Below are 20,020 nucleotides of genomic sequence, written 5' to 3'. Positions count from 1 at the left end.
GTTATACCTTTTATTTGAGTCTGTTTAACGGCGCCAAAACGCAGGGAAGAACAGTACAAGAATAGTCAGAATTTCCAAACGCCCCATTAACATACCAAAGCTTAATAACCATTTTGCAGTGTCAGGCAGTGGGGCAAAGTTACCCGTTGGTCCAATGATGTCACCCATCCCCGGTCCCACGTTTGCAACTGCGGTAATCGACCCCGAAATACTGGTGACTGGATCAAGACCGAGAGCACTTAAACAACCAGCAATGAAGATGATGGTGATGAAAAACATCAAACCAAACGCCACCACAGAGCGAACAATATCGTCGTTTACAGGGCGTTGATTGTAGCGCTGAACAAAAACACCTGAAGGGTGAATAAGCTTCATGATTTGCTTGTTGAGTAGTGTCATCGCGATCTGAAAACGGAAGATTTTAATCCCGCCTGAGGTGGAGCCTGAACATGCGCCTGCCATCATCAAGAAAGCAAACAATGTCGATGGCAATGCGCCCCAAGCTGTGAAATCTTCCAGGCCAAAACCCGTAGTGGTGACCACTGAAACAATATTGAACATTGAAACTCGCAGTGCATCCAAAATGGTGTAGCCATCACGAAGTACCAACCAAGCGGCGACCACTAAGCTTGAGAACAAAAATAGGTAAGCAAAGCCGCGAACTTGGGCGTCTTTCATCAAGACATCGATACTGCGCTTACGTAATGCCGCTACGAACAGTAGGAATGGCAAACCACCGAGGAACATAAAGGTGGTCGCAACCCAATGAGCACCGTTGGAGAAATGGTTCATCGAACCATCTGATGTCGAGTAACCGCCGGTGGATAGAGTCGTGAATGCGTGGTTGATTGCTTCAAACAGGTTCATGCCAGTTAACAAGTATCCCACGATACACAAGCCTGTCAGCATCAAATACACCAATACGATGTTCTTCGCGACAGTCTTAGCTCTTGGGCTGCTTTTGTCTGACCAATCGGAGGATTCGGTTTGGAATAGCTTCATACCACCAACGTTAAGCATCGGTAGGATAGCTACTGCCATCACGATAAAGCCAATACCACCCAGCCATTGCAAGATAGAACGCCACAGTAAGATGCTTGGCGCCATGTTGTCTAAACCACTAAGTACGGTCGAACCAGTAGTCGTGATACCTGACATGGTTTCGAAGTAGGCGTCGGTAAAGCTGATATGGTTGATAAAGACAAATGGCAGGGCGGCAAACGCACTGGCGATAGTCCATACCAAACTGGTGATGAGAAACATATCACGCACGCTGAGTTTGAATTTGGCGGTTCGACCAATCGTTAAACAGATAAAAGCGGCGAGATGAGTGATCACTACGGCTTGGGCGAAGTCGAGGAACCCGCCCGTACCAGTGAAAAACGCGACCAAAGTCGGCACGTACATAAAAAGGGCTAGTTTGGATAAAACCAGCCCGATAACAAACAGTACGGGACGTAAGTTGACCATAGGAAAATCCTAGAGGAAGAATGGACTCGGCTGGAACAGCGCTTCGACGTCTGGTACGTACTTTTTGTCGACCAGGAACATCACGACGTGGTCATCTTGTTCGATGACAGTACGATCGTGTGCGATAAGAACTTCTTCGCCACGAACGATAGCACCAATAGTGGTTCCTGGTGGGAGTTTGATATCGCCAATCGCGCGACCCACCACTTTGGATGTGGTTTCGTCACCGTGCGCAACGGCTTCGATTGCTTCGGCTGCGCCACGACGCAGTGAAGAAACGTTCACGATGTCAGCACGGCGAACGTGCGTTAGTAGAGCAGAAATCGTCGCTTGCTGTGGTGAGATTGCCACATCAATCACGCCGCCTTGTACAAGGTCGACATAAGCGCCGCGTTGGATTAGCACCATCACTTTCTTTGCGCCCATGCGTTTTGCCAACATCGCTGACATGATGTTGGTCTCATCTTCGTTAGTCAGCGCGATGAACACGTCTACTTGGTCAATGTTTTCTTCCGTCAGCAGTTCTTGATCTGCCGCATCACCACAGAAGACGATGGTATTTTCTAGTTGCTCGGACAGCTTTTCTGCACGCTGATAGTTACGTTCGATCAGCTTCACGCTGTAAGTTTGTTCAAGGCGTTTGGCTAAACTCGCACCGATGTTACCACCGCCAACAATCATGATGCGGCGGTAAGGTTTCTCAAGTCGCTGAAGCTCACTCATTACCGAGCGAATGTGGTTACTTGCTGCAACGAAGAACACCTCATCATCAGCTTCAATGATGGTAGTGCCTTGTGGACGAATAGGACGACCCTGACGGAAAATCGCAGCAACACGAGTATCGATGTGTGGCATGTGCTCACGCAGGGCAGACAGAGCGTTGCCCACAAGCGGACCACCGTAATAGGCTTTAACGGCTACTAGGCTGACTTTCTGCTCGGCAAAGCTTACCACTTGCAGTGCGCCTGGGTATTGGATGAGGCGCTCGATGTAGCTCGTTACCAGCTCTTCTGGTGCGATAAGGTGATCGACAGGAATGGCACCAGACTTAAATAGGGCTTCTTTTTCTGCCAGATACTCTGGAGAACGAATACGTGCAACACGGTTTGGGGTATTGAACAGAGTGAACGCAACTTGACAGGCTGCCATGTTGGTCTCATCGGTGTTGGTTACTGCGACAAGCATATCGGCGTCTTGCGCACCGGCTTCGTGCAGAACATCTGGGTGGCTTGCGTGACCGTTGACCACTCGTAGGTCGTATTTGTCTTGTAACTCACGCAGTCGGTCGCCATTTTTGTCGACGATGGTGATGTCGTTGTTCTCACCAACTAGGTTTTCCGCCAGTGTGCCGCCAACCTGACCAGCACCAAGAATAATGATCTTCATACTCTTTACTCGTTATCTGAAAAAGGCGATTGAATTCACTTCAATCGCCCTATTTAGCATGCTGTTACGCGTGTTTTTTTGTTAGCACTGCGTAGTAGAAACCATCCATATCTTCTTCGCCTGGTAGAATCTGACGACCAGGTTGCTTTGGATCGGAGTCCACTAATTGCGCGTCTGCAGTACGTGCTAAGAACGCTTTTACTTGTTCCACGTTTTCTTGTGGTGTGATTGAACAAGTCGCGTAAACCATGGTGCCGCCAGGTTTTAGTTGCGTCCACATTGCATCAAAAATTTCGCTCTGTAGATCCGCAAGTGCGGCAATATCATCAGCACGACGTAGCCATTTGATGTCTGGGTGACGACGAATCACACCAGTTGCAGAACACGGAGCATCCAGCAAAATGCGATCAAATTGTTCGCCTTGCCACCATTCTTGAGGATTACGCGCATCGCCGCAAACCACTTTTGCTTGAAGGTTGAGGCGCTTCAGGTTTTCGTGCACACGTTTAAGGCGCGTGTCATCGCAATCAATGGCAACCACTTCACTACCAGATGTACGCTCAAGAATGTGCGCTGTCTTACCGCCTGGTGCTGCGCAGCAGTCTAGGATCAGCTCGCCATCTTTTGGCTCAAGATAGTTAATCGACAGCTGCGCTGCCGCATCTTGCACCGATACCCAACCTTTTTCAAAGCCCGGCAGTTTCATCACATCGCATGGCGCCGCCAATTTTAGGGCGTCCATTGCTTGTGTGTGTGGCGTGCTATCAATGTTTTCATTTTTGAGTAGCGCAAGGTATTCATCACGAGTGTGGTGCTGGTGGTTTACACGCAACCACATTGGCGCTTTCTGGTTGTTGGCTTCAACAATGCTTTCCCATTGTTGTGGGTAAGCTTCTTGCAGCAGTTTAAGTAACCAGCTCGGGTGACCGTACTTGCCCGCATTGTTGCTGACAGCCATTTGATCCAGTTCTTCTTGGTTGCGCTGGTAGTTACGCAATACTGCGTTGATAAGACCGCGTAAGCGGGGACCTTTCAGCTCTTTAGTACCTTCAACCGTTTCACCCACTGCAGCGTGTGCAGGAATACGCATAAAGCTCAATTGGTAAATGCCAACCAAAATCAGGTGATGGAAAACGCGTTGTTTGCCTTTTAGCGGCTTGTCCATCAACTGGTTTGCAATCATTTCTAGGCGAGGGAGGTAACGTAGAGCACCATAGCAAATTTCTTGCAAAAGAGCGTGATCACGTGGTCGTACGTTTTGTTGAGCCGCTGGAAGAGCGCTTGAAAGTGAGTGGCCCTTGTCGACGACAAGATACAAGACGTTGGCAGCCGCAGCGCGAACATTCATGATAAGTACCTTAAAGTAAAGGAGGGCATCTCTGCCCTCTAAAAGTTCGTATTATTGGTCTTTGACACGGTTATCTGGTTTTTAAACCAGTTGAGTGCCAACTTCAAACCAAGATGCACGTGAGTTCAAAATGTCTTGAACTGACATGGCTTTTTTGCCCGGAACTTGCAGTTGTTCCAGAACCAATACACCGTTGCCTGTCGCAACATAAATACCGGTTTTGTCCGCTTGCAAAATGGTGCCTGCTGGCTTGTCGCTGGTTTGATCCGCAACACGACTTTCCCATACTTTGATGCTGTTTTCAGCCGCTTCAAAGTGGCTCATTGGCCATGGGTTGAATGCGCGAACACAACGTTCAATGTGCGCTGCATCATCGTTCCAATCAATGCGCGCTTCTTCTTTGCTCAGCTTCTTCGCATAGTTTGCTAGCTCGTCGTCTTGTTTCACGGGCTCTGCTTTGCCGGTTGCGATGTCTGCTAAACAATCAATCAGCGCATCTGGACCTAAACCTGCGAGTTTTTCGTACATTGATGCACTAGTGTCGCTTGCTTCAATCGGTAACGTTGCGATTTTAAGCATGTCACCCGTATCCAAACCAATGTCCATCTGCATAATGGTAACACCAGTTTCAGCATCACCTGCCCAAATTGAACGTTGGATAGGAGCTGCGCCACGCCAACGAGGAAGAATCGAACCGTGAACATTGATACAGCCTAGTTTAGGCGTGTCTAACACAACTTGCGGAAGTAATAGACCATAAGCGACAACAACCATGATGTCGGCATTCAGATCCGCTAGTTCTTGCTTAGCCTCATCTGACTTGAAGTTTTCTGGTTGATAAACCGGAATACCATGCTCAAGCGCGATGGTTTTTACTGGGCTTGCAGTAAGCTTCTTACCACGGCCTGCTGGGCGATCTGGTTGAGTATAAACCGCAATTACTTCGTGCTCCGAAGACAACAACGCCGCCAAGTGACGGGCGGCGAAATCCGGAGTACCTGCAAAGACAATACGTAAAGACTGACTCAAGGTAGGCTTCCTTCTAATTAAATTGTATCGAGATTAAGCGTTTTGCTGTTTCTCGTTAAAGCGTTTGATTTTTGCTAGCTTGTCCTGAATACGCTTACGCTTCAGTGGCGATAGGTAATCAACGAACAACTTACCCATCAAATGGTCTAGTTCGTGTTGAACACAGATGGCTAGCAGATCGTCGGCTTCAAAAGTGTACTCTTTGCCATCACGATCTAGTGCTTTAACAGTAACTTCAGCAGCACGCGGCACAAGTGCACGAGCACCTGGTACCGATAGACAGCCTTCTTCGATGCCATCTTCGCCACGCTTTTCCAGAATCTCAGGGTTGATAAGCACCATTGGCTCATCACGAGTTTCTGAAATATCAATTACTACGATACGTTTGTGGATATCAACCTGCGTTGCAGCCAGGCCAATACCCTCTTCGTCGTACATGGTTTCAATCATGTCATCGACGATTTTTTGAATCTCAGGTGTCACCTCTTCTACAGGTTTTGCAACGGTACGCAGGCGATCATCTGGGAATGTTAATACTTGTAATACAGACATATTCACTCGAAATATTGAACTGTGCCGTAACAGCACAAACCTTGTTGGCTCAATTCTAGACATTTTATGACCTAAATGACAGCATCCTTATACCAATTTCCATTCTGGTAGTTGCCTAACAGACCAAGGACGAGGGTCATGAATCGAATTTTCCGCAACGTTTCTCGCATTACGTTGCCGTTACTTTTCTCTTTCAATGCCGTAGCAAACACGGACTCCCAACCGCTTACCGTCAAAGATGACGCACCTAAAACTTATGTTGTGGTCAAAGGTGATACGCTTTGGGATATTTCAGCAATGTATCTGGATAGCCCATGGTTGTGGCCTCGTTTGTGGCAGGTCAATCCAGAGATCGATAATCCGCACCTTATTTATCCCGGAGACAAGTTGTCGCTGGTATGGATTAATGGTCAACCAGTATTGAGCTTAAAAGCGGTGAAAAAGCTCAGCCCTAAAGCTCGTATCACGGAAAAGAAAGCGGTGCCAACCGTTGCTGAAGGTTTGGTTATGCCTTACCTCAAGTCGGACCGTTTGGTGGACGATGAAACGCTAGAAAGCGCGGCTAAAGTGATGGGTAGTAGCAAAGGCAGTAAATATCTGACTGCTGAGGACACCCTGTATATTAGTGGTGAACAAACGGCGACAGGTTGGGCTATCTATCGTCCAGTCGAAACATTTTCCCGTGAAGACGTATCTAAGCAAATTACCGCTTTACGTTTGATTGCAAAAGGGGAACTTATCGAGGCATCAAGCGAGTACTCAGGACTAAAGATCACCACTCAACTGCAAGAGATTATTCGTAACGATATCGCTTTGCCGGTCCAAACATTAGAAAATGGTGATTTCACGACGACCTTTTACCCACTGCCATCACCAAAAGGCAGTTCTGCAGTATTGCTGGGTAATATTGAGGGCATTCGATTTAGCTCAACCAATCAAGTGGTTGTGATTGATAAAGGAACATCCGATCAACTTCGCCAAGGCAGTGTGTTTGATCTTAAAGAAGATGCGCACCCGGTTTTCAAAGGTGGCGATGGTTTTGTGAAAGACAGTGGCTTACTCGACTCTAAGATCACCTTGCCGCAAAGTAAGGTTGGTGAACTGCTGGTCATTCGTCCTTATGAATATTTCAGTCTTGCACTGATTACCAATAGCACTAAGCCAATCAATAAAGAGGTATCAGTGGTTTCTCCTCTGGCTGAGGAATCGACCACGAATGAAACTACGCAATGATACTGACCTCGCCGCCTGGTTAAAGCTGAGCTGCTTGCCAGGCATTGGCGGGGTGAAGATGAATAAGCTGCTGAGTAAAGATACGCCAAGCAATATTGTCGGATACTCAACTGAGCAGCTTCAGCTTTTGGGTTTTACCACGAAGCAACTGCAAGCATGGTCTGAGGTCGATAAAGAAGTCGACGCTTGTCTTACTTGGGCTAGCGCCTCATCTCATCATCATATTGTTACTTTGGCGGATACTCTGTATCCCCCACTTCTCAAACAAACGGTCGCTCCACCTCCTTTACTATTTATAAAGGGAGAAGCGAGTTGTTTGTCTCAACCTCAAATTGCCATGGTCGGCAGCCGTAATGCTAGTGTTGATGGGCTTCAACACGCACGTCAGTTCGCTGCAGATTTGGTGAAACATGATCTGATTGTTACCAGTGGTTTGGCTTTGGGTATCGATGGACACGCTCATGATGGTGCTTTGCAAGCGGATGGTAAAACCATTGCGGTATTGGGTTCAGGGTTAGAGCAAGTTTATCCAGCCCGTCACCGAGGTTTAGCGCGGCGAGTGATGGAAAACGGTGCGTTAGTCTCTGAGTTTCGCCCAGATGCAAAACCTCGAGCAGAAAACTTCCCACGACGTAATCGAATCATTAGTGGTTTGTCGCTTGGCGTGTTGGTTGTCGAAGCAGCAGAAAAGAGTGGCTCATTAATCACCGCTCGCTACGCTCTTGAGCAAGACCGTGAAGTTTTCGCTATACCAGCTTCGATTAATGCTCCCAATGCCAGTGGTGGTAATCAGTTGATTCGTAATGGGGCTTGTCTCGTACAAAACACTCAAGAGGTGTTGAATGAAATACAGTCTTTGCTCGACTGGTCTATTAATCAGAGCTTGGATTTATTTTCTACGCCAATTGATGAAGAAGAATTGCCATTTCCTCAGCTGTTAGCTAACGTAGGAAATGAGGCTACACCAGTTGATATTCTTGCAAGCAGGACCAATATACCTGTCCAAGAAGTCATGATGCAGCTCTTAGAGCTTGAGCTTTCAGGGCATGTTGTTGCAGTATCCGGTGGCTATATTCGAAAGGGGAGGGGCTAGCTATGATGATGGATATACTTATGTATCTATTCGAAACCTACATCCATAGCGATGCAGAGTTACAGGTCGAACAAGACGAGTTGGAAGATGAATTGCTTCGTGCAGGCTTCCAGCAAAAAGACATCTACAAAGCCCTTGTCTGGTTAGAAGAGCTGGCAGCATTGCAACAAAGTGATGAGCATTCAGCGATTTCAACTTGCATAGCATCGGCATCGACACGTATCTATACGGCATCAGAGATGCAGCGCTTAGATCTTGAATGTCGTGGTTTTCTGCTGTTCTTAGAGCAAATTAATGTTCTAACCACAGAAACACGTGAGATGGTTATCGATCGTGTAATGGGGCTAGAAACCAATGAATTTGAGCTTGAAGACCTTAAGTGGATCATTCTTATGGTTCTGTTTAATGTCCCTGGCAACGAAAATGCCTACACGCTGATGGAAGAGCTGCTGTACACCAAGGAACAGGGTATTCTTCACTAATATCTTCTGCTTTAACGGTGAGTATGAGTAGTAAAATCGATCACAACCTTTTCTCGGCACACGAGCATGCGCTTGAGAGAGAGCCGTGCCCTAAATGTGGTGGGGAAGTCAGGCTGAAACATGGCAAACATGGTCCTTTTCTTGGTTGTAGCCAATACCCAAGCTGTGACTATATCAAGCCGTTGCACAGTAATGATGGCCACATCGTAAAAGAGTTAGGTGTGCCTTGCCCTGACTGTGGCAATGAGTTGGTGCTCCGACAAGGGCGATACGGCATGTTCGTTGGCTGTAGTCATTACCCAACTTGTCATCATATCGAATCAATCAATCAGCCCGAACCCGAGCAAGAATCGAAAGAGCTATACGCTTGCCCTGAGTGTGGTAAAGGGCATTTAGTTGAACGTAAGACCCGATTTGGTAAGACATTCTACGCGTGTGATAACTATCCGAAGTGCAAGTTTGCGGTAAACTTACCACCTGTAAGAGGTCGCTGTGAGGAATGCGGGTTTACCTTGTTGGTAGAAAAGAAACTCGCCAGCGGGGTTAAGTTGCAATGTGCAAGTCGCAAGTGCCAGCATACACAATCACAATAAATCTCAGGCAAAATTAAAAAGGGTCGCATCATGCGACCCTTTGTTGTCTATTTATCAACTTTTCTATGCTTGCCACTGTTTGGCAAATTCATGAACTGCTGGGAAGGTTTCTTCATCAAGCACGTTTGTTAATGCACACAACCTACGATTCAACTCACCAGTGTAATCAGCGCATACGTTGATATGACCCATCTTACGACCTTCTCGTTTCTCTTTGCCATACCAATGAATATGGCAACCATTCATCGCGAGTAGCGCATCTGGCAAGGTATCTTCACCGAGAATATTGATCATCGAGGTCTCGCGAACGAGCTTAGTACTACCTAAAGGCATACCACACACAGCGCGTAGGTGGTTCTCAAACTGACAAGTTTCTGCACCCTGCTGAGTCCAGTGACCTGAGTTGTGTACGCGTGGTGCGATTTCGTTAACCAGCAACTTGCTGTCAACGTCGAAGAACTCCAGGGCTAGCACGCCAACGTAATTCAAACTATTGGCGACGGCCGTGAACATCTCTTTTGCTTGTTCTTGCAACTCTGGAGCATCAATTGCTGTTGAGAGGCTTAATACACCATTTGTGTGGATGTTTTCTGCGAGAGGGTAAACTTCAATACTGCCATCGTTACTGCGAGCACCAATCAGTGAAACTTCACGGTTAAAAGGAACAAACTCCTCAGCAACAATGGCTTGAGTTGGTGTTGAAGCAATGCATTCCACCATTTCTGTCCAAATTATGTCGATCTGAGAAGGTTCTTTTAAACGCCACTGACCTTTTCCATCGTAACCGCCCAATGCACTTTTCAGAACCATTGGCATGCCGACGTGTTCAATTGCGCGGTCAAAATCTTCACGAGTTTTGATCACATAGTATTTCGCATTACGTACGCCAGCATCATCAAGTAATGCCTTTTCAATGCGGCGATCACCGCCTGCTTTGATAGCTTGTGTACTTGGTAAGAACTTACCGCTCGCTTCGCAAATATCAAGCACGTCATGCGGGATATGCTCGAACTCAGCAGTGATTACATCAACTTGTTCGATCGCATTTTCTAAGCCGTTGCCTAGTACATGTTGAGTCAGTGGATGAACGATATTACCGCTGCCCACATCGTAAGCTGAAATTTGAATATTCAGTGGCGCACCAGCCAGAGACATCATACGAGCTAACTGACCCGCACCAAGAACCAGTACATGCATCTGATTAATCCTCAGCAGGGTTTGGGTTCGCCAATACGGTTTCCGTTTGTTCGTTACGGAACGCTTCGACTTTTGCCATGATCGCTTCATCATGTGTACCAAGGATTTGAGCCGCTAGGATACCAGCGTTTGCTGCGCCTGCTTCGCCAATAGCTAATGTACCAACCGCAATACCTTTTGGCATCTGTACGATAGAAAGTAGTGAGTCCATGCCTTTCAGTGCGCGAGACTGAACGGGAACGCCAAGTACAGGTACGCTGGTAAACGCCGCCGCCATGCCTGGTAGGTGGGCAGCACCGCCCGCACCTGCGATGATGACTTTAATGCCACGTTCTTTAGCACTGCTTGCGTAATCAGCCAACAATTGAGGAGTACGGTGAGCTGACACCACCTTTGTTTCGTAAGACACGCCAAATTGATCCAGCATGTCCGCTGCTAGTTTCATGGTTGGCCAATCTGATTTAGAACCCATGATGATACCGACTTTCATCTCAAACTCCTTCAAGCTGCAAAATTAGGTGAGCTGATAAATTTGTGCGCATTATACGGGGATTTTTACCTCAAGCAAACGTTTGCGTGCGTTTGTAAATACGATTGATACATTTTATAAACAAATTGCTTTAGTCTCTGAGAATGAATATTTGTACACTTAGTACAAACACAACAGACAAGATTATCAGGAAGTATCGGTGGAGAACTTTGAACAGGTGCTAGAAGCACTACAAAAAGGCGAAGTGATTGCCTACCCAACAGAGGGGGTGTTTGGTGTTGGCTGTGACCCAGATAACCCAGAAGCGATTCAAAAATTGCTAGAGCTAAAACAACGCCCTGTTGAGAAAGGATTAATCTTAATTGCGGCAAACTATGAACAGCTTTTGCCTTATGTTGATGAATCTCAGTTGACTCAAGAGCAGTTAGATAAAGTACACGCAACGTGGCCAGGTCCATACACTTGGATTATGCCTGCGAGTGACAAAGTTTCTCATTGGGTATCGGGGCAATTTGATTCGATTGCAGTGCGTGTGACGGATCATCCTTTGGTACAAAAGATGTGTAATGCTTTCGGAAAGCCGCTAACCTCTACCAGCGCGAACCTCACTGGTCAGCCTCCTTGTATGACGACTGAAGAAGTAGAGCAACAATTGGGTGACCGGCTTGTGGCGATCTTACGTGGTGAAACCAGCGGTCGTGACAAGCCTAGTGAAATTCGTGATGCTAAAACCTCGCAAATATTAAGACAGGGCTAACCCTGCTAGTCAGCAATCAATAGGTACTACACGTATGTCAGCAATCGATAAGCACGCCGTAAAACAGTTCCTGATGTCACTTCAGGATTCCATTTGTCAGCAGTTAGAACAAGAAGATGGAAAGGCCGTCTTTGTTGAAGACGCATGGCAACGTGAAAAAGGGGAGCGCCTTGGTGGTGGTGGTCGTACCCGTGTTTTGCGTGATGGTGACGTTTTTGAGCAAGGGGGAGTGAATTTCTCTCATGTCGAAGGTAATGAGATGCCAGCATCAGCTACGGCGCATCGTCCAGAGTTAGCTGGTCGCCGCTTTGAAGCGATGGGTGTTTCTTTGGTTATCCATCCTCACAACCCATATGTACCGACTTCTCACGCTAACGTACGCTTCTTTATCGCAGAGAAAGAGGGGGAAGAGCCTATTTGGTGGTTTGGTGGTGGTTTTGATCTAACACCTTTCTATCCATTCGAAGAAGATTGCCAATCATGGCATGAAACCGCAAAACAACTTTGTGCACCTTTCGGTGAAGATGTCTATGCAGAGCATAAAGCTTGGTGTGATAAGTATTTCTTCCTACCGCATCGAAATGAAACTCGTGGTGTTGGTGGTTTGTTCTTTGATGACCTAAACCAGTGGGAATTCGACAAGTGTTTTGATTACATCAAGGCGGTTGGTGAAGGATACTGCCAAGCTTACCTACCGATAGTGTCTCGTCGTAAAGAAATTGAATTCAGTGAGCGTGAGCGTGAATTCCAACTTTACCGTCGTGGTCGCTACGTTGAATTCAACCTAGTGTATGATCGTGGGACTCTATTTGGTCTGCAAAGTGGCGGTCGTACAGAGTCAATTCTTATGTCGATGCCACCACTTGCGCGTTGGGAATACAGCTATGAGCCACAACCTGGTTCTCCAGAGGCTGAACTTTACGAGCGATACTTAACGCCACGAGAGTGGTAAGCGTTGAATCTCCTTTTCTATATAGATAGATAGTGATAGGGTCATCTGTAATCAGATGGCCCTGTTTTTTCTCTATAGTAGGTAAGGAATAAAGGTAAGGAAATGACTCAGCAAATTGATCGCTATGCCGTGTTTGGTAATCCTATTGGACACAGCAAGTCGCCATTCATTCACACCTTGTTTGCTCGTCAAACCAATCAATCTTTGGTGTATACCGCAGAAAGTGCTCCTGTAAATGGTTTTATTGACGCAGCGAAGCTGTTCTTTGCAGAAGGAGGCAAGGGGTGCAACATCACCATGCCATTTAAAGAAGATGCTTATCAATTTGCTAGTAGACTGACCGAACGTGCTCAGTTAGCCGGGGCAGTCAATACGCTCAAGAAGTTAGATGATGGTGAGATCATTGGCGATAACACCGATGGAGCAGGTTTGGTTCAAGACCTACTTCAACATCAAGTTGTGTTAGAAGGTGCGCGAATCCTGATCATTGGCGCTGGCGGTGCCGCTCGTGGAGTGATCAAGCCACTTCTTGATCAAAAGCCTAGTTCTTTAACCATTACTAATCGAACCTTCAGCAAAGCGCAGGAGCTTGCGGAGTTGTTTATTGCACATGGCTCTATCATCGCCAAAGAGATGGATGATATTAGTGATGAGTTCGACGTGATTATTAACTCCACATCTGCTTCCCTAAGCGGTGAGCTGCCGGGTATCTCCTCTTCTATCTTTGCAGCTAACAGTACGAGCTACGACATGATTTACGGGCAAGGGACGACCAGTTTTAACTTATGGGCAAAAGAAAGTGGTGCCGCTCATGCTTATGATGGTCTTGGGATGCTAGTGGGACAAGCTGCGGAAAGCTTTATGCTGTGGCGTGGTTTACGCCCTGGCGCAAAACAAATCCTTAGAGAATTAAGAAAGAACCTTGAAGGTCAGTAAACGATGAATCAGTCCATCTTATTCCCAGATATGCAATCATGGGATAAAACATTACAAGCGGTAAACTTTACCGCGCAGCAATCAGGAGCTCTGATTGAATGCTATGTAACAAAGCAGAAGCTAGAAAAGCTTAGCGGCTCCCTGGTTGAAACTGAACAAGCGGCAATTAAAGTATTTATTGATTATCGATTCGACCTAGAAGAAATCGCGGAAGAGCTAATTGAAGATGAAGCCTTCAATGAAGAAGGCAATATCATCATCGATTAGCTTATTGCTAACCAACTACATCATTCGTCGTTGATGTCTTCTACTTCGTTTATGTAGTCATTTTTATTCTGTACATAGTTATTGGCAGACTTTTGTAAGAAAGCTCGTTCATTCTCTGATAAGGGGCGAGCTTGTTTTACTGGACTACCAACATATAAATAGCCGCTTTCCAACCTTTTCCCCGGTGGGACTAAACTTCCAGCGCCTATCATTACGTCTGATTCGACAACAACGTTATCTAAAACGATCGCTCCCATACCAACCAATACACGATCGTGGATTTCGCAGCCGTGCAACATGACTTTATGACCAATAGTGACATCATTACCAATGATTAGCGGATAGCCGTTGGGATTCTCAGTATTTTTATGGGTTACATGCAGTACGCTACCATCTTGAATATTGGTTCGAGCACCAATGTGGATATGGTTCACATCACCACGAGCTGCAACTAATGGCCAAACACTCGAGTCGTCACCAATTTGGATATCACCGACAAGAACAGAAGTTGAGTCGACATATACGCGCTTGCCTAGTTGAGGTCGAATACCTTTATAACTTCTAATAGAACCCATCTTTACTCCTTATAAAGCGTTAATAATCGGGATATCTGGAGGGAAGAGTAGCAAAAACTCGCCTTTTAGAATAAAAAACACTCAAACAATAAAAAAATCAAAAAAAACGAGAAAAAGGGCTTGCCAATGTGATCGCAATCTCTATAATGCCACCTCGCTGACACGGCAACGCTTCGAAAGAAACGAAGTCAAGTTAGCAAGCCAATTAGCCAAGCGGAAACGCTTGATAAAAAGTTTGAAAAAAGTGATTGACACTAAACTTTAACTCGCTAAAATGGCCATCCGATTTGAGCAAAGCTCAATAGGAAAGCTCTTTAACAATATAGACCTATCAATCTGTGTGGGCACTCGTTGATGATAATCCAATTAGATACTTCGGTATCGAATTAGGTTTCAATGAAACGAAGTGACCATTGAATCGAAAGATTCAGCACAGTCAATTCAAACATTACTTATGTAATGTTCAGTATTCATTGAGCCGAACAAAATCTTAAATTGAAGAGTTTGATCATGGCTCAGATTGAACGCTGGCGGCAGGCCTAACACATGCAAGTCGAGCGGAAACGAGTTATCTGAACCTTCGGGGAACGATAACGGCGTCGAGCGGCGGACGGGTGAGTAATGCCTAGGAAATTGCCCTGATGTGGGGGATAACCATTGGAAACGATGGCTAATACCGCATAATACCTTCGGGTCAAAGAGGGGGACCTTCGGGCCTCTCGCGTCAGGATATGCCTAGGTGGGATTAGCTAGTTGGTGAGGTAATGGCTCACCAAGGCGACGATCCCTAGCTGGTCTGAGAGGATGATCAGCCACACTGGAACTGAGACACGGTCCAGACTCCTACGGGAGGCAGCAGTGGGGAATATTGCACAATGGGCGCAAGCCTGATGCAGCCATGCCGCGTGTGTGAAGAAGGCCTTCGGGTTGTAAAGCACTTTCAGTCGTGAGGAAGGTAGTGTAGTTAATAGCTGCATTATTTGACGTTAGCGACAGAAGAAGCACCGGCTAACTCCGTGCCAGCAGCCGCGGTAATACGGAGGGTGCGAGCGTTAATCGGAATTACTGGGCGTAAAGCGCATGCAGGTGGTTTGTTAAGTCAGATGTGAAAGCCCGGGGCTCAACCTCGGAATAGCATTTGAAACTGGCAGACTAGAGTACTGTAGAGGGGGGTAGAATTTCAGGTGTAGCGGTGAAATGCGTAGAGATCTGAAGGAATACCGGTGGCGAAGGCGGCCCCCTGGACAGATACTGACACTCAGATGCGAAAGCGTGGGGAGCAAACAGGATTAGATACCCTGGTAGTCCACGCCGTAAACGATGTCTACTTGGAGGTTGTGGCCTTGAGCCGTGGCTTTCGGAGCTAACGCGTTAAGTAGACCGCCTGGGGAGTACGGTCGCAAGATTAAAACTCAAATGAATTGACGGGGGCCCGCACAAGCGGTGGAGCATGTGGTTTAATTCGATGCAACGCGAAGAACCTTACCTACTCTTGACATCCAGAGAACTTTCCAGAGATGGATTGGTGCCTTCGGGAACTCTGAGACAGGTGCTGCATGGCTGTCGTCAGCTCGTGTTGTGAAATGTTGGGTTAAGTCCCGCAACGAGCGCAACCCTTATCCTTGTTTGCCAGCACTTCGGGTGGGAACTCCAGGGAGACTGCCGGTGATAAACCGGAGGAAGGTGGGGACGACGTCAAGTCATCATGGCCCTTACGAGTAGGGCTACACACGTGCTACAATGGCGCATACAGAGGGCGGCCAACTTGCGAGAGTGAGCGAATCCCAAAAAGTGCGTCGTAGTCCGGATCGGAGTCTGCAACTCGACTCCGTGAAGTCGGAATCGCTAGTAATCGTGGATCAGAATGCCACGGTGAATACGTTCCCGGGCCTTGTACACACCGCCCGTCACACCATGGGAGTGGGCTGCAAAAGAAGTAGGTAGTTTAACCTTCGGGAGGACGCTTACCACTTTGTGGTTCATGACTGGGGTGAAGTCGTAACAAGGTAGCGCTAGGGGAACCTGGCGCTGGATCACCTCCTTATACGATGATTATTCACGATGAGTGTCCACACAGATTGATACGGTTTATAAAGTAAAGAGAGGAAGAGTTCCCAAACTCTTCAATCCAGTGTCCCGTTCGTCTAGAGGCCTAGGACACCGCCCTTTCACGGCGGTAACAGGGGTTCGACTCCCCTACGGGATACCATTGGGTCGTTAGCTCAGTTGGTAGAGCAGTTGACTTTTAATCAATTGGTCGCAGGTTCGAATCCTGCACGACCCACCATTCTTCTCCACGAAGAATCAAAACTTACGTGGGCGATTAGCTCAGTTGGGAGAGCACCTGCCTTACAAGCAGGGGGTCACTGGTTCGAGCCCGGTATCGCCCACCATTCTCTAAGTATTTTTGGATAGGAATTCCAAACCACTTCAGTAAAACGTACGTGGTTAGAATCTTCGTCTCTGAAAGTCTTTAGAAAATGTACTTCCTTGTGAAGAAACATAGCTCTTTAACAATTTGGAAAGCTGACAAAACAAACTTTTAAGTTTGTTTGTAAAGTTCTCAATGTTTGTCTTTATGACAAACACCAATACAACACATTCAAGTGTTCTTGGAATTTGAGTCCGGCAAAATCGAGTCTGCATCATGTATAAAAATTGCAGACAACTTTGGTGACTTGTTCATCAACTCGAAACTCCTTCGGGTTGTATGGTTAAGTGACTAAGCGTACACGGTGGATGCCTTGGCAGTCAGAGGCGATGAAGGACGTATTAACTTGCGATAAGCCCAGATTAGGTAGTAAAAACCATTTGAGTCTGGGATTTCCGAATGGGGAAACCCACTAGCATAAGCTAGTATCGCTGCGTGAATACATAGCGCAGCGAAGCGAACCGGGGGAACTGAAACATCTAAGTACCCCGAGGAAAAGAAATCAACCGAGATTCCGAAAGTAGCGGCGAGCGAAATTGGACTAGCCCTTAAGCTTTTTATGCGTCAGGTGAAACTTCTGGAAAGTTGTGCGATACAGGGTGATAGCCCCGTAACCGGCAACGCATATAAAGTGAAATCGAGTAGGGCGGGACACGTGATATCCTGTCTGAATATGGGGGGACCATCCTCCAAGGCTAAATACTACTGACTGACCGATAGTGAACCAGTACCGTGAGGGAAAGGCGAAAAGAACCCCTGTGAGGGGAGTGAAATAGAACCTGAAACCGTGTACGTACAAGCAGTAGGAGCACCTTCGTGGTGTGACTGCGTACCTTTTGTATAATGGGTCAGCGACTTATATTCAGTGGCAAGGTTAACCATCTAGGGGAGCCGTAGGGAAACCGAGTCTTAACTGGGCGTTCAGTCTCTGGATATAGACCCGAAACCAGGTGATCTAGCCATGGGCAGGTTGAAGGTTGAGTAACATCAACTGGAGGACCGAACCGACTAATGTTGAAAAATTAGCGGATGACTTGTGGCTAGGGGTGAAAGGCCAATCAAACCTGGAGATAGCTGGTTCTCCCCGAAAGCTATTTAGGTAGCGCCTCGGACGAATACTACTGGGGGTAGAGCACTGTTAAGGCTAGGGGGTCATCCCGACTTACCAACCCTTTGCAAACTCCGAATACCAGTAAGTACTATCCGGGAGACACACGGCGGGTGCTAACGTCCGTCGTGGAGAGGGAAACAACCCAGACCGCCAGCTAAGGTCCCAAATTACTACTAAGTGGGAAACGATGTGGGAAGGCTCAGACAGCCAGGATGTTGGCTTAGAAGCAGCCATCATTTAAAGAAAGCGTAATAGCTCACTGGTCGAGTCGGCCTGCGCGGAAGATGTAACGGGGCTAAGTAGTAAACCGAAGCTGCGGCAATGCACTTTAGTGCATTGGGTAGGGGAGCGTTCTGTAAGCGGTTGAAGGTGTGTGGTAACGCATGCTGGACGTATCAGAAGTGCGAATGCTGACATGAGTAACGATAAAGGGGGTGAAAAACCTCCTCGCCGGAAGACCAAGGGTTCCTGTCCAACGTTAATCGGGGCAGGGTAAGTCGACCCCTAAGGCGAGGCCGAAAGGCGTAGTCGATGGGAAACGGGTTAATATTCCCGTACTTCTTACAATTGCGATGGGGGGACGGAGAAGGCTAGGTGGGCCTGGCGACGGTTGTCCAGGTTCAAGTGCGTAGGCTTAAGAGTTAGGTAAATCCGGCTCTTTTTAAGGCTGAGACACGACGTCGAGCTACTACGGTAGTGAAGTCATTGATGCCATGCTTCCAGGAAAAGCCTCTAAGCTTCAGATTGTAAGGAATCGTACCCCAAACCGACACAGGTGGTCGGGTAGAGAATACCAAGGCGCTTGAGAGAACTCGGGTGAAGGAACTAGGCAAAATGGTACCGTAACTTCGGGAGAAGGTACGCTCTCGACGGTGAAGTCCCTCGCGGATGGAGCTATTGAGAGTCGCAGATACCAGGTGGCTGCAACTGTTTATTAAAAACACAGCACTGTGCAAAATCGTAAGATGACGTATACGGTGTGACGCCTGCCCGGTGCCGGAAGGTTAATTGATGGGGTTAGACTTCGGTCGAAGCTCTTGATCGAAGCCCCGGTAAACGGCGGCCGTAACTATAACGGTCCTAAGGTAGCGAAATTCCTTGTCGGGTAAGTTCCGACCTGCACGAATGGCGTAATGATGGCCACGCTGTCTCCACCCGAGACTCAGTGAAATTGAAATCGCTGTGAAGATGCAGTGTACCCGCGGCTAGACGGAAAGACCCCGTGAACCTTTACTACAGCTTGGCACTGAACATTGACCCTACATGTGTAGGATAGGTGGGAGGCTTTGAAGCACAGTCGCTAGATTGTGTGGAGCCGTCCTTGAAATACCACCCTTGTAGTGTTGATGTTCTAACGTTGACCCCTAATCGGGGTTGCGGACAGTGCCTGGTGGGTAGTTTGACTGGGGCGGTCTCCTCCCAAAGCGTAACGGAGGAGCACGAAGGTGGGCTAATCACGGTTGGACATCGTGAGGTTAGTGCAATGGCATAAGCCCGCTTGACTGCGAGAATGACGGTTCGAGCAGGTGCGAAAGCAGGTCATAGTGATCCGGTGGTTCTGAATGGAAGGGCCATCGCTCAACGGATAAAAGGTACTCCGGGGATAACAGGCTGATACCGCCCAAGAGTTCATATCGACGGCGGTGTTTGGCACCTCGATGTCGGCTCATCACATCCTGGGGCTGAAGTCGGTCCCAAGGGTATGGCTGTTCGCCATTTAAAGTGGTACGCGAGCTGGGTTTAGAACGTCGTGAGACAGTTCGGTCCCTATCTGCCGTGGGCGTTGGAAGATTGAAGGGGGCTGCTCCTAGTACGAGAGGACCGGAGTGGACGAACCTCTGGTGTTCGGGTTGTGTCGCCAGACGCATTGCCCGGTAGCTAAGTTCGGAATCGATAACCGCTGAAAGCATCTAAGCGGGAAGCGAGCCCTGAGATGAGTCTTCCCTGATACTTTAAGTATCCTAAAGGGTTGTTCGAGACTAGAACGTTGATAGGCAGGGTGTGTAAGCGTTGTGAGGCGTTGAGCTAACCTGTACTAATTGCCCGTGAGGCTTAACCATACAACACCCAAGGGGTTTTGATGGACTCAATGTAAGAACATTGAATGTGTGTAATGTA

At 47.5% G+C, this 20,020-nt stretch carries 16 protein-coding genes, 3 tRNA genes and 2 rRNA genes; 13 read left to right on the top strand and 8 right to left on the bottom strand.

Translation table 11 applies throughout. The features are described from left to right. Nucleotides 1–24: 24 nt before the first annotated feature. The 5 genes from QMY49_RS14495 to def form a co-directional block, all read right to left on the bottom strand. Complete coding sequence (locus QMY49_RS14495) at nt 25–1,470, bottom strand: TrkH family potassium uptake protein (RefSeq protein ID WP_005450983.1); 1,446 nt, start codon at nt 1,468–1,470, stop codon at nt 25–27. 9 nt (nt 1,471–1,479) lie between these two features. Continuing rightward, nucleotides 1,480–2,856, bottom strand: a complete 1,377-nt coding sequence (gene trkA, locus QMY49_RS14490) for a Trk system potassium transporter TrkA (RefSeq protein WP_005429806.1) — start codon at nt 2,854–2,856, stop codon at nt 1,480–1,482. A 64-nt stretch (nt 2,857–2,920) separates the two neighbouring features. Beyond that, entirely contained in the window at nt 2,921–4,204 is a 1,284-nt protein-coding gene (gene rsmB, locus QMY49_RS14485) for a 16S rRNA (cytosine(967)-C(5))-methyltransferase RsmB (protein ID WP_005450981.1), read from the bottom strand. An 81-nt stretch (nt 4,205–4,285) separates the two neighbouring features. Beyond that, the gene (fmt, locus tag QMY49_RS14480) at nt 4,286–5,233 is read right to left on the bottom strand and encodes a methionyl-tRNA formyltransferase (RefSeq protein WP_283312140.1); all 948 of its coding nucleotides are present in this window, start codon (nt 5,231–5,233) and stop codon (nt 4,286–4,288) included. A gap of 33 nt (nt 5,234–5,266) precedes the next feature. Further along, the gene (gene def / locus QMY49_RS14475; RefSeq protein ID WP_005450979.1) at nt 5,267–5,785 is read right to left on the bottom strand and encodes a peptide deformylase; all 519 of its coding nucleotides are present in this window, start codon (nt 5,783–5,785) and stop codon (nt 5,267–5,269) included. Between the two features lie 138 nt (nt 5,786–5,923). Here def and QMY49_RS14470 point away from each other — a divergent pair, with 138 nt between their 5' ends. Genes QMY49_RS14470 through QMY49_RS14455 form a run of 4 tightly spaced genes read left to right on the top strand, consistent with a single transcriptional unit; the run spans nt 5,924 to nt 9,186 of the window. Further along, nucleotides 5,924–7,018: a LysM peptidoglycan-binding domain-containing protein gene (locus tag QMY49_RS14470; RefSeq protein WP_050935970.1), complete on the top strand. Its 1,095-nt coding sequence runs from the start codon at nt 5,924–5,926 to the stop codon at nt 7,016–7,018. Further along, nucleotides 7,002–8,111, top strand: a complete 1,110-nt coding sequence (gene dprA / locus QMY49_RS14465; protein ID WP_038897980.1) for a DNA-processing protein DprA — start codon at nt 7,002–7,004, stop codon at nt 8,109–8,111. The genes QMY49_RS14470 and dprA overlap by 17 nt, the downstream gene beginning before the upstream one ends. A 2-nt stretch (nt 8,112–8,113) precedes the next feature. Next, nucleotides 8,114–8,593 (top strand): DUF494 family protein, encoded by a 480-nt coding sequence (locus QMY49_RS14460; RefSeq protein WP_005429833.1) that lies wholly within the window; start codon nt 8,114–8,116, stop codon nt 8,591–8,593. A gap of 23 nt (nt 8,594–8,616) precedes the next feature. Further along, nucleotides 8,617–9,186, top strand: coding sequence for a DNA topoisomerase family protein (locus QMY49_RS14455; RefSeq protein WP_005450974.1), 570 nt, complete (start codon nt 8,617–8,619; stop codon nt 9,184–9,186). 63 nt (nt 9,187–9,249) lie between these two features. Here QMY49_RS14455 and QMY49_RS14450 read toward each other — a convergent pair whose 3' ends face one another. Both QMY49_RS14450 and purE read right to left on the bottom strand, forming a co-directional pair. Continuing rightward, nucleotides 9,250–10,383, bottom strand: a complete 1,134-nt coding sequence (locus QMY49_RS14450) for a 5-(carboxyamino)imidazole ribonucleotide synthase (RefSeq protein WP_283312134.1) — start codon at nt 10,381–10,383, stop codon at nt 9,250–9,252. A gap of 4 nt (nt 10,384–10,387) precedes the next feature. Then, a complete protein-coding gene (gene purE / locus QMY49_RS14445) occupies nt 10,388–10,873 on the bottom strand; it encodes a 5-(carboxyamino)imidazole ribonucleotide mutase (protein ID WP_005440742.1) in 486 nt (161 codons plus the stop codon). Nucleotides 10,874–11,072: 199 nt separating this feature from the next. Here purE and tsaC point away from each other — a divergent pair, with 199 nt between their 5' ends. The 4 genes from tsaC to QMY49_RS14425 all read left to right on the top strand — a co-directional run bounded on the left by tsaC (nt 11,073) and on the right by QMY49_RS14425 (nt 13,785). After that, the gene (tsaC, locus tag QMY49_RS14440; RefSeq protein WP_017190968.1) at nt 11,073–11,630 is read left to right on the top strand and encodes an L-threonylcarbamoyladenylate synthase type 1 TsaC; all 558 of its coding nucleotides are present in this window, start codon (nt 11,073–11,075) and stop codon (nt 11,628–11,630) included. A 34-nt stretch (nt 11,631–11,664) separates the two neighbouring features. Next, nucleotides 11,665–12,582 carry an oxygen-dependent coproporphyrinogen oxidase gene (gene hemF, locus QMY49_RS14435; RefSeq protein ID WP_005450967.1) on the top strand — a complete coding sequence of 306 codons (918 nt, stop codon included), beginning with the start codon at nt 11,665–11,667 and terminating at the stop codon, nt 12,580–12,582. A 102-nt stretch (nt 12,583–12,684) separates the two neighbouring features. Continuing rightward, complete coding sequence (aroE, locus tag QMY49_RS14430) at nt 12,685–13,518, top strand: shikimate dehydrogenase (RefSeq protein WP_283312130.1); 834 nt, start codon at nt 12,685–12,687, stop codon at nt 13,516–13,518. 3 nt (nt 13,519–13,521) lie between these two features. Next, nucleotides 13,522–13,785: a DUF1488 family protein gene (locus tag QMY49_RS14425; RefSeq protein ID WP_005450963.1), complete on the top strand. Its 264-nt coding sequence runs from the start codon at nt 13,522–13,524 to the stop codon at nt 13,783–13,785. 20 nt (nt 13,786–13,805) lie between these two features. On the opposite strand, the gene QMY49_RS14420 is transcribed toward QMY49_RS14425, so the two are convergent. Beyond that, a complete protein-coding gene (locus QMY49_RS14420; protein ID WP_283312128.1) occupies nt 13,806–14,360 on the bottom strand; it encodes a gamma carbonic anhydrase family protein in 555 nt (184 codons plus the stop codon). A 492-nt stretch (nt 14,361–14,852) separates the two neighbouring features. Here QMY49_RS14420 and QMY49_RS14415 point away from each other — a divergent pair. The 5 genes from QMY49_RS14415 to QMY49_RS14395 all read left to right on the top strand — a co-directional run bounded on the left by QMY49_RS14415 (nt 14,853) and on the right by QMY49_RS14395 (nt 19,962). Then, nucleotides 14,853–16,404 (top strand): 16S ribosomal RNA (locus QMY49_RS14415). 89 nt (nt 16,405–16,493) lie between these two features. After that, nucleotides 16,494–16,569 (top strand) — tRNA-Glu (locus tag QMY49_RS14410). Between the two features lie 2 nt (nt 16,570–16,571). Next, a tRNA-Lys gene (locus tag QMY49_RS14405) sits at nt 16,572–16,647 on the top strand. 30 nt (nt 16,648–16,677) lie between these two features. Then, nucleotides 16,678–16,753: transfer RNA gene (locus QMY49_RS14400), tRNA-Val, on the top strand. Between the two features lie 319 nt (nt 16,754–17,072). Then, nucleotides 17,073–19,962: ribosomal RNA gene (locus QMY49_RS14395) — 23S ribosomal RNA — on the top strand. The 16S and 23S rRNA genes sit together here with 3 tRNA genes alongside, the layout of an rRNA operon. The last annotated feature ends 58 nt before the right edge of the window (nt 19,963–20,020 follow it).

It is taken from the genome of Vibrio harveyi (assembly GCF_030060435.1).
Classification (GTDB): Bacteria; Pseudomonadota; Gammaproteobacteria; order Enterobacterales; family Vibrionaceae; genus Vibrio; species Vibrio harveyi.
Note: the sequence above shows the minus strand (reverse complement) of the source record. Positions and strands in the feature narration are given on the sequence as shown.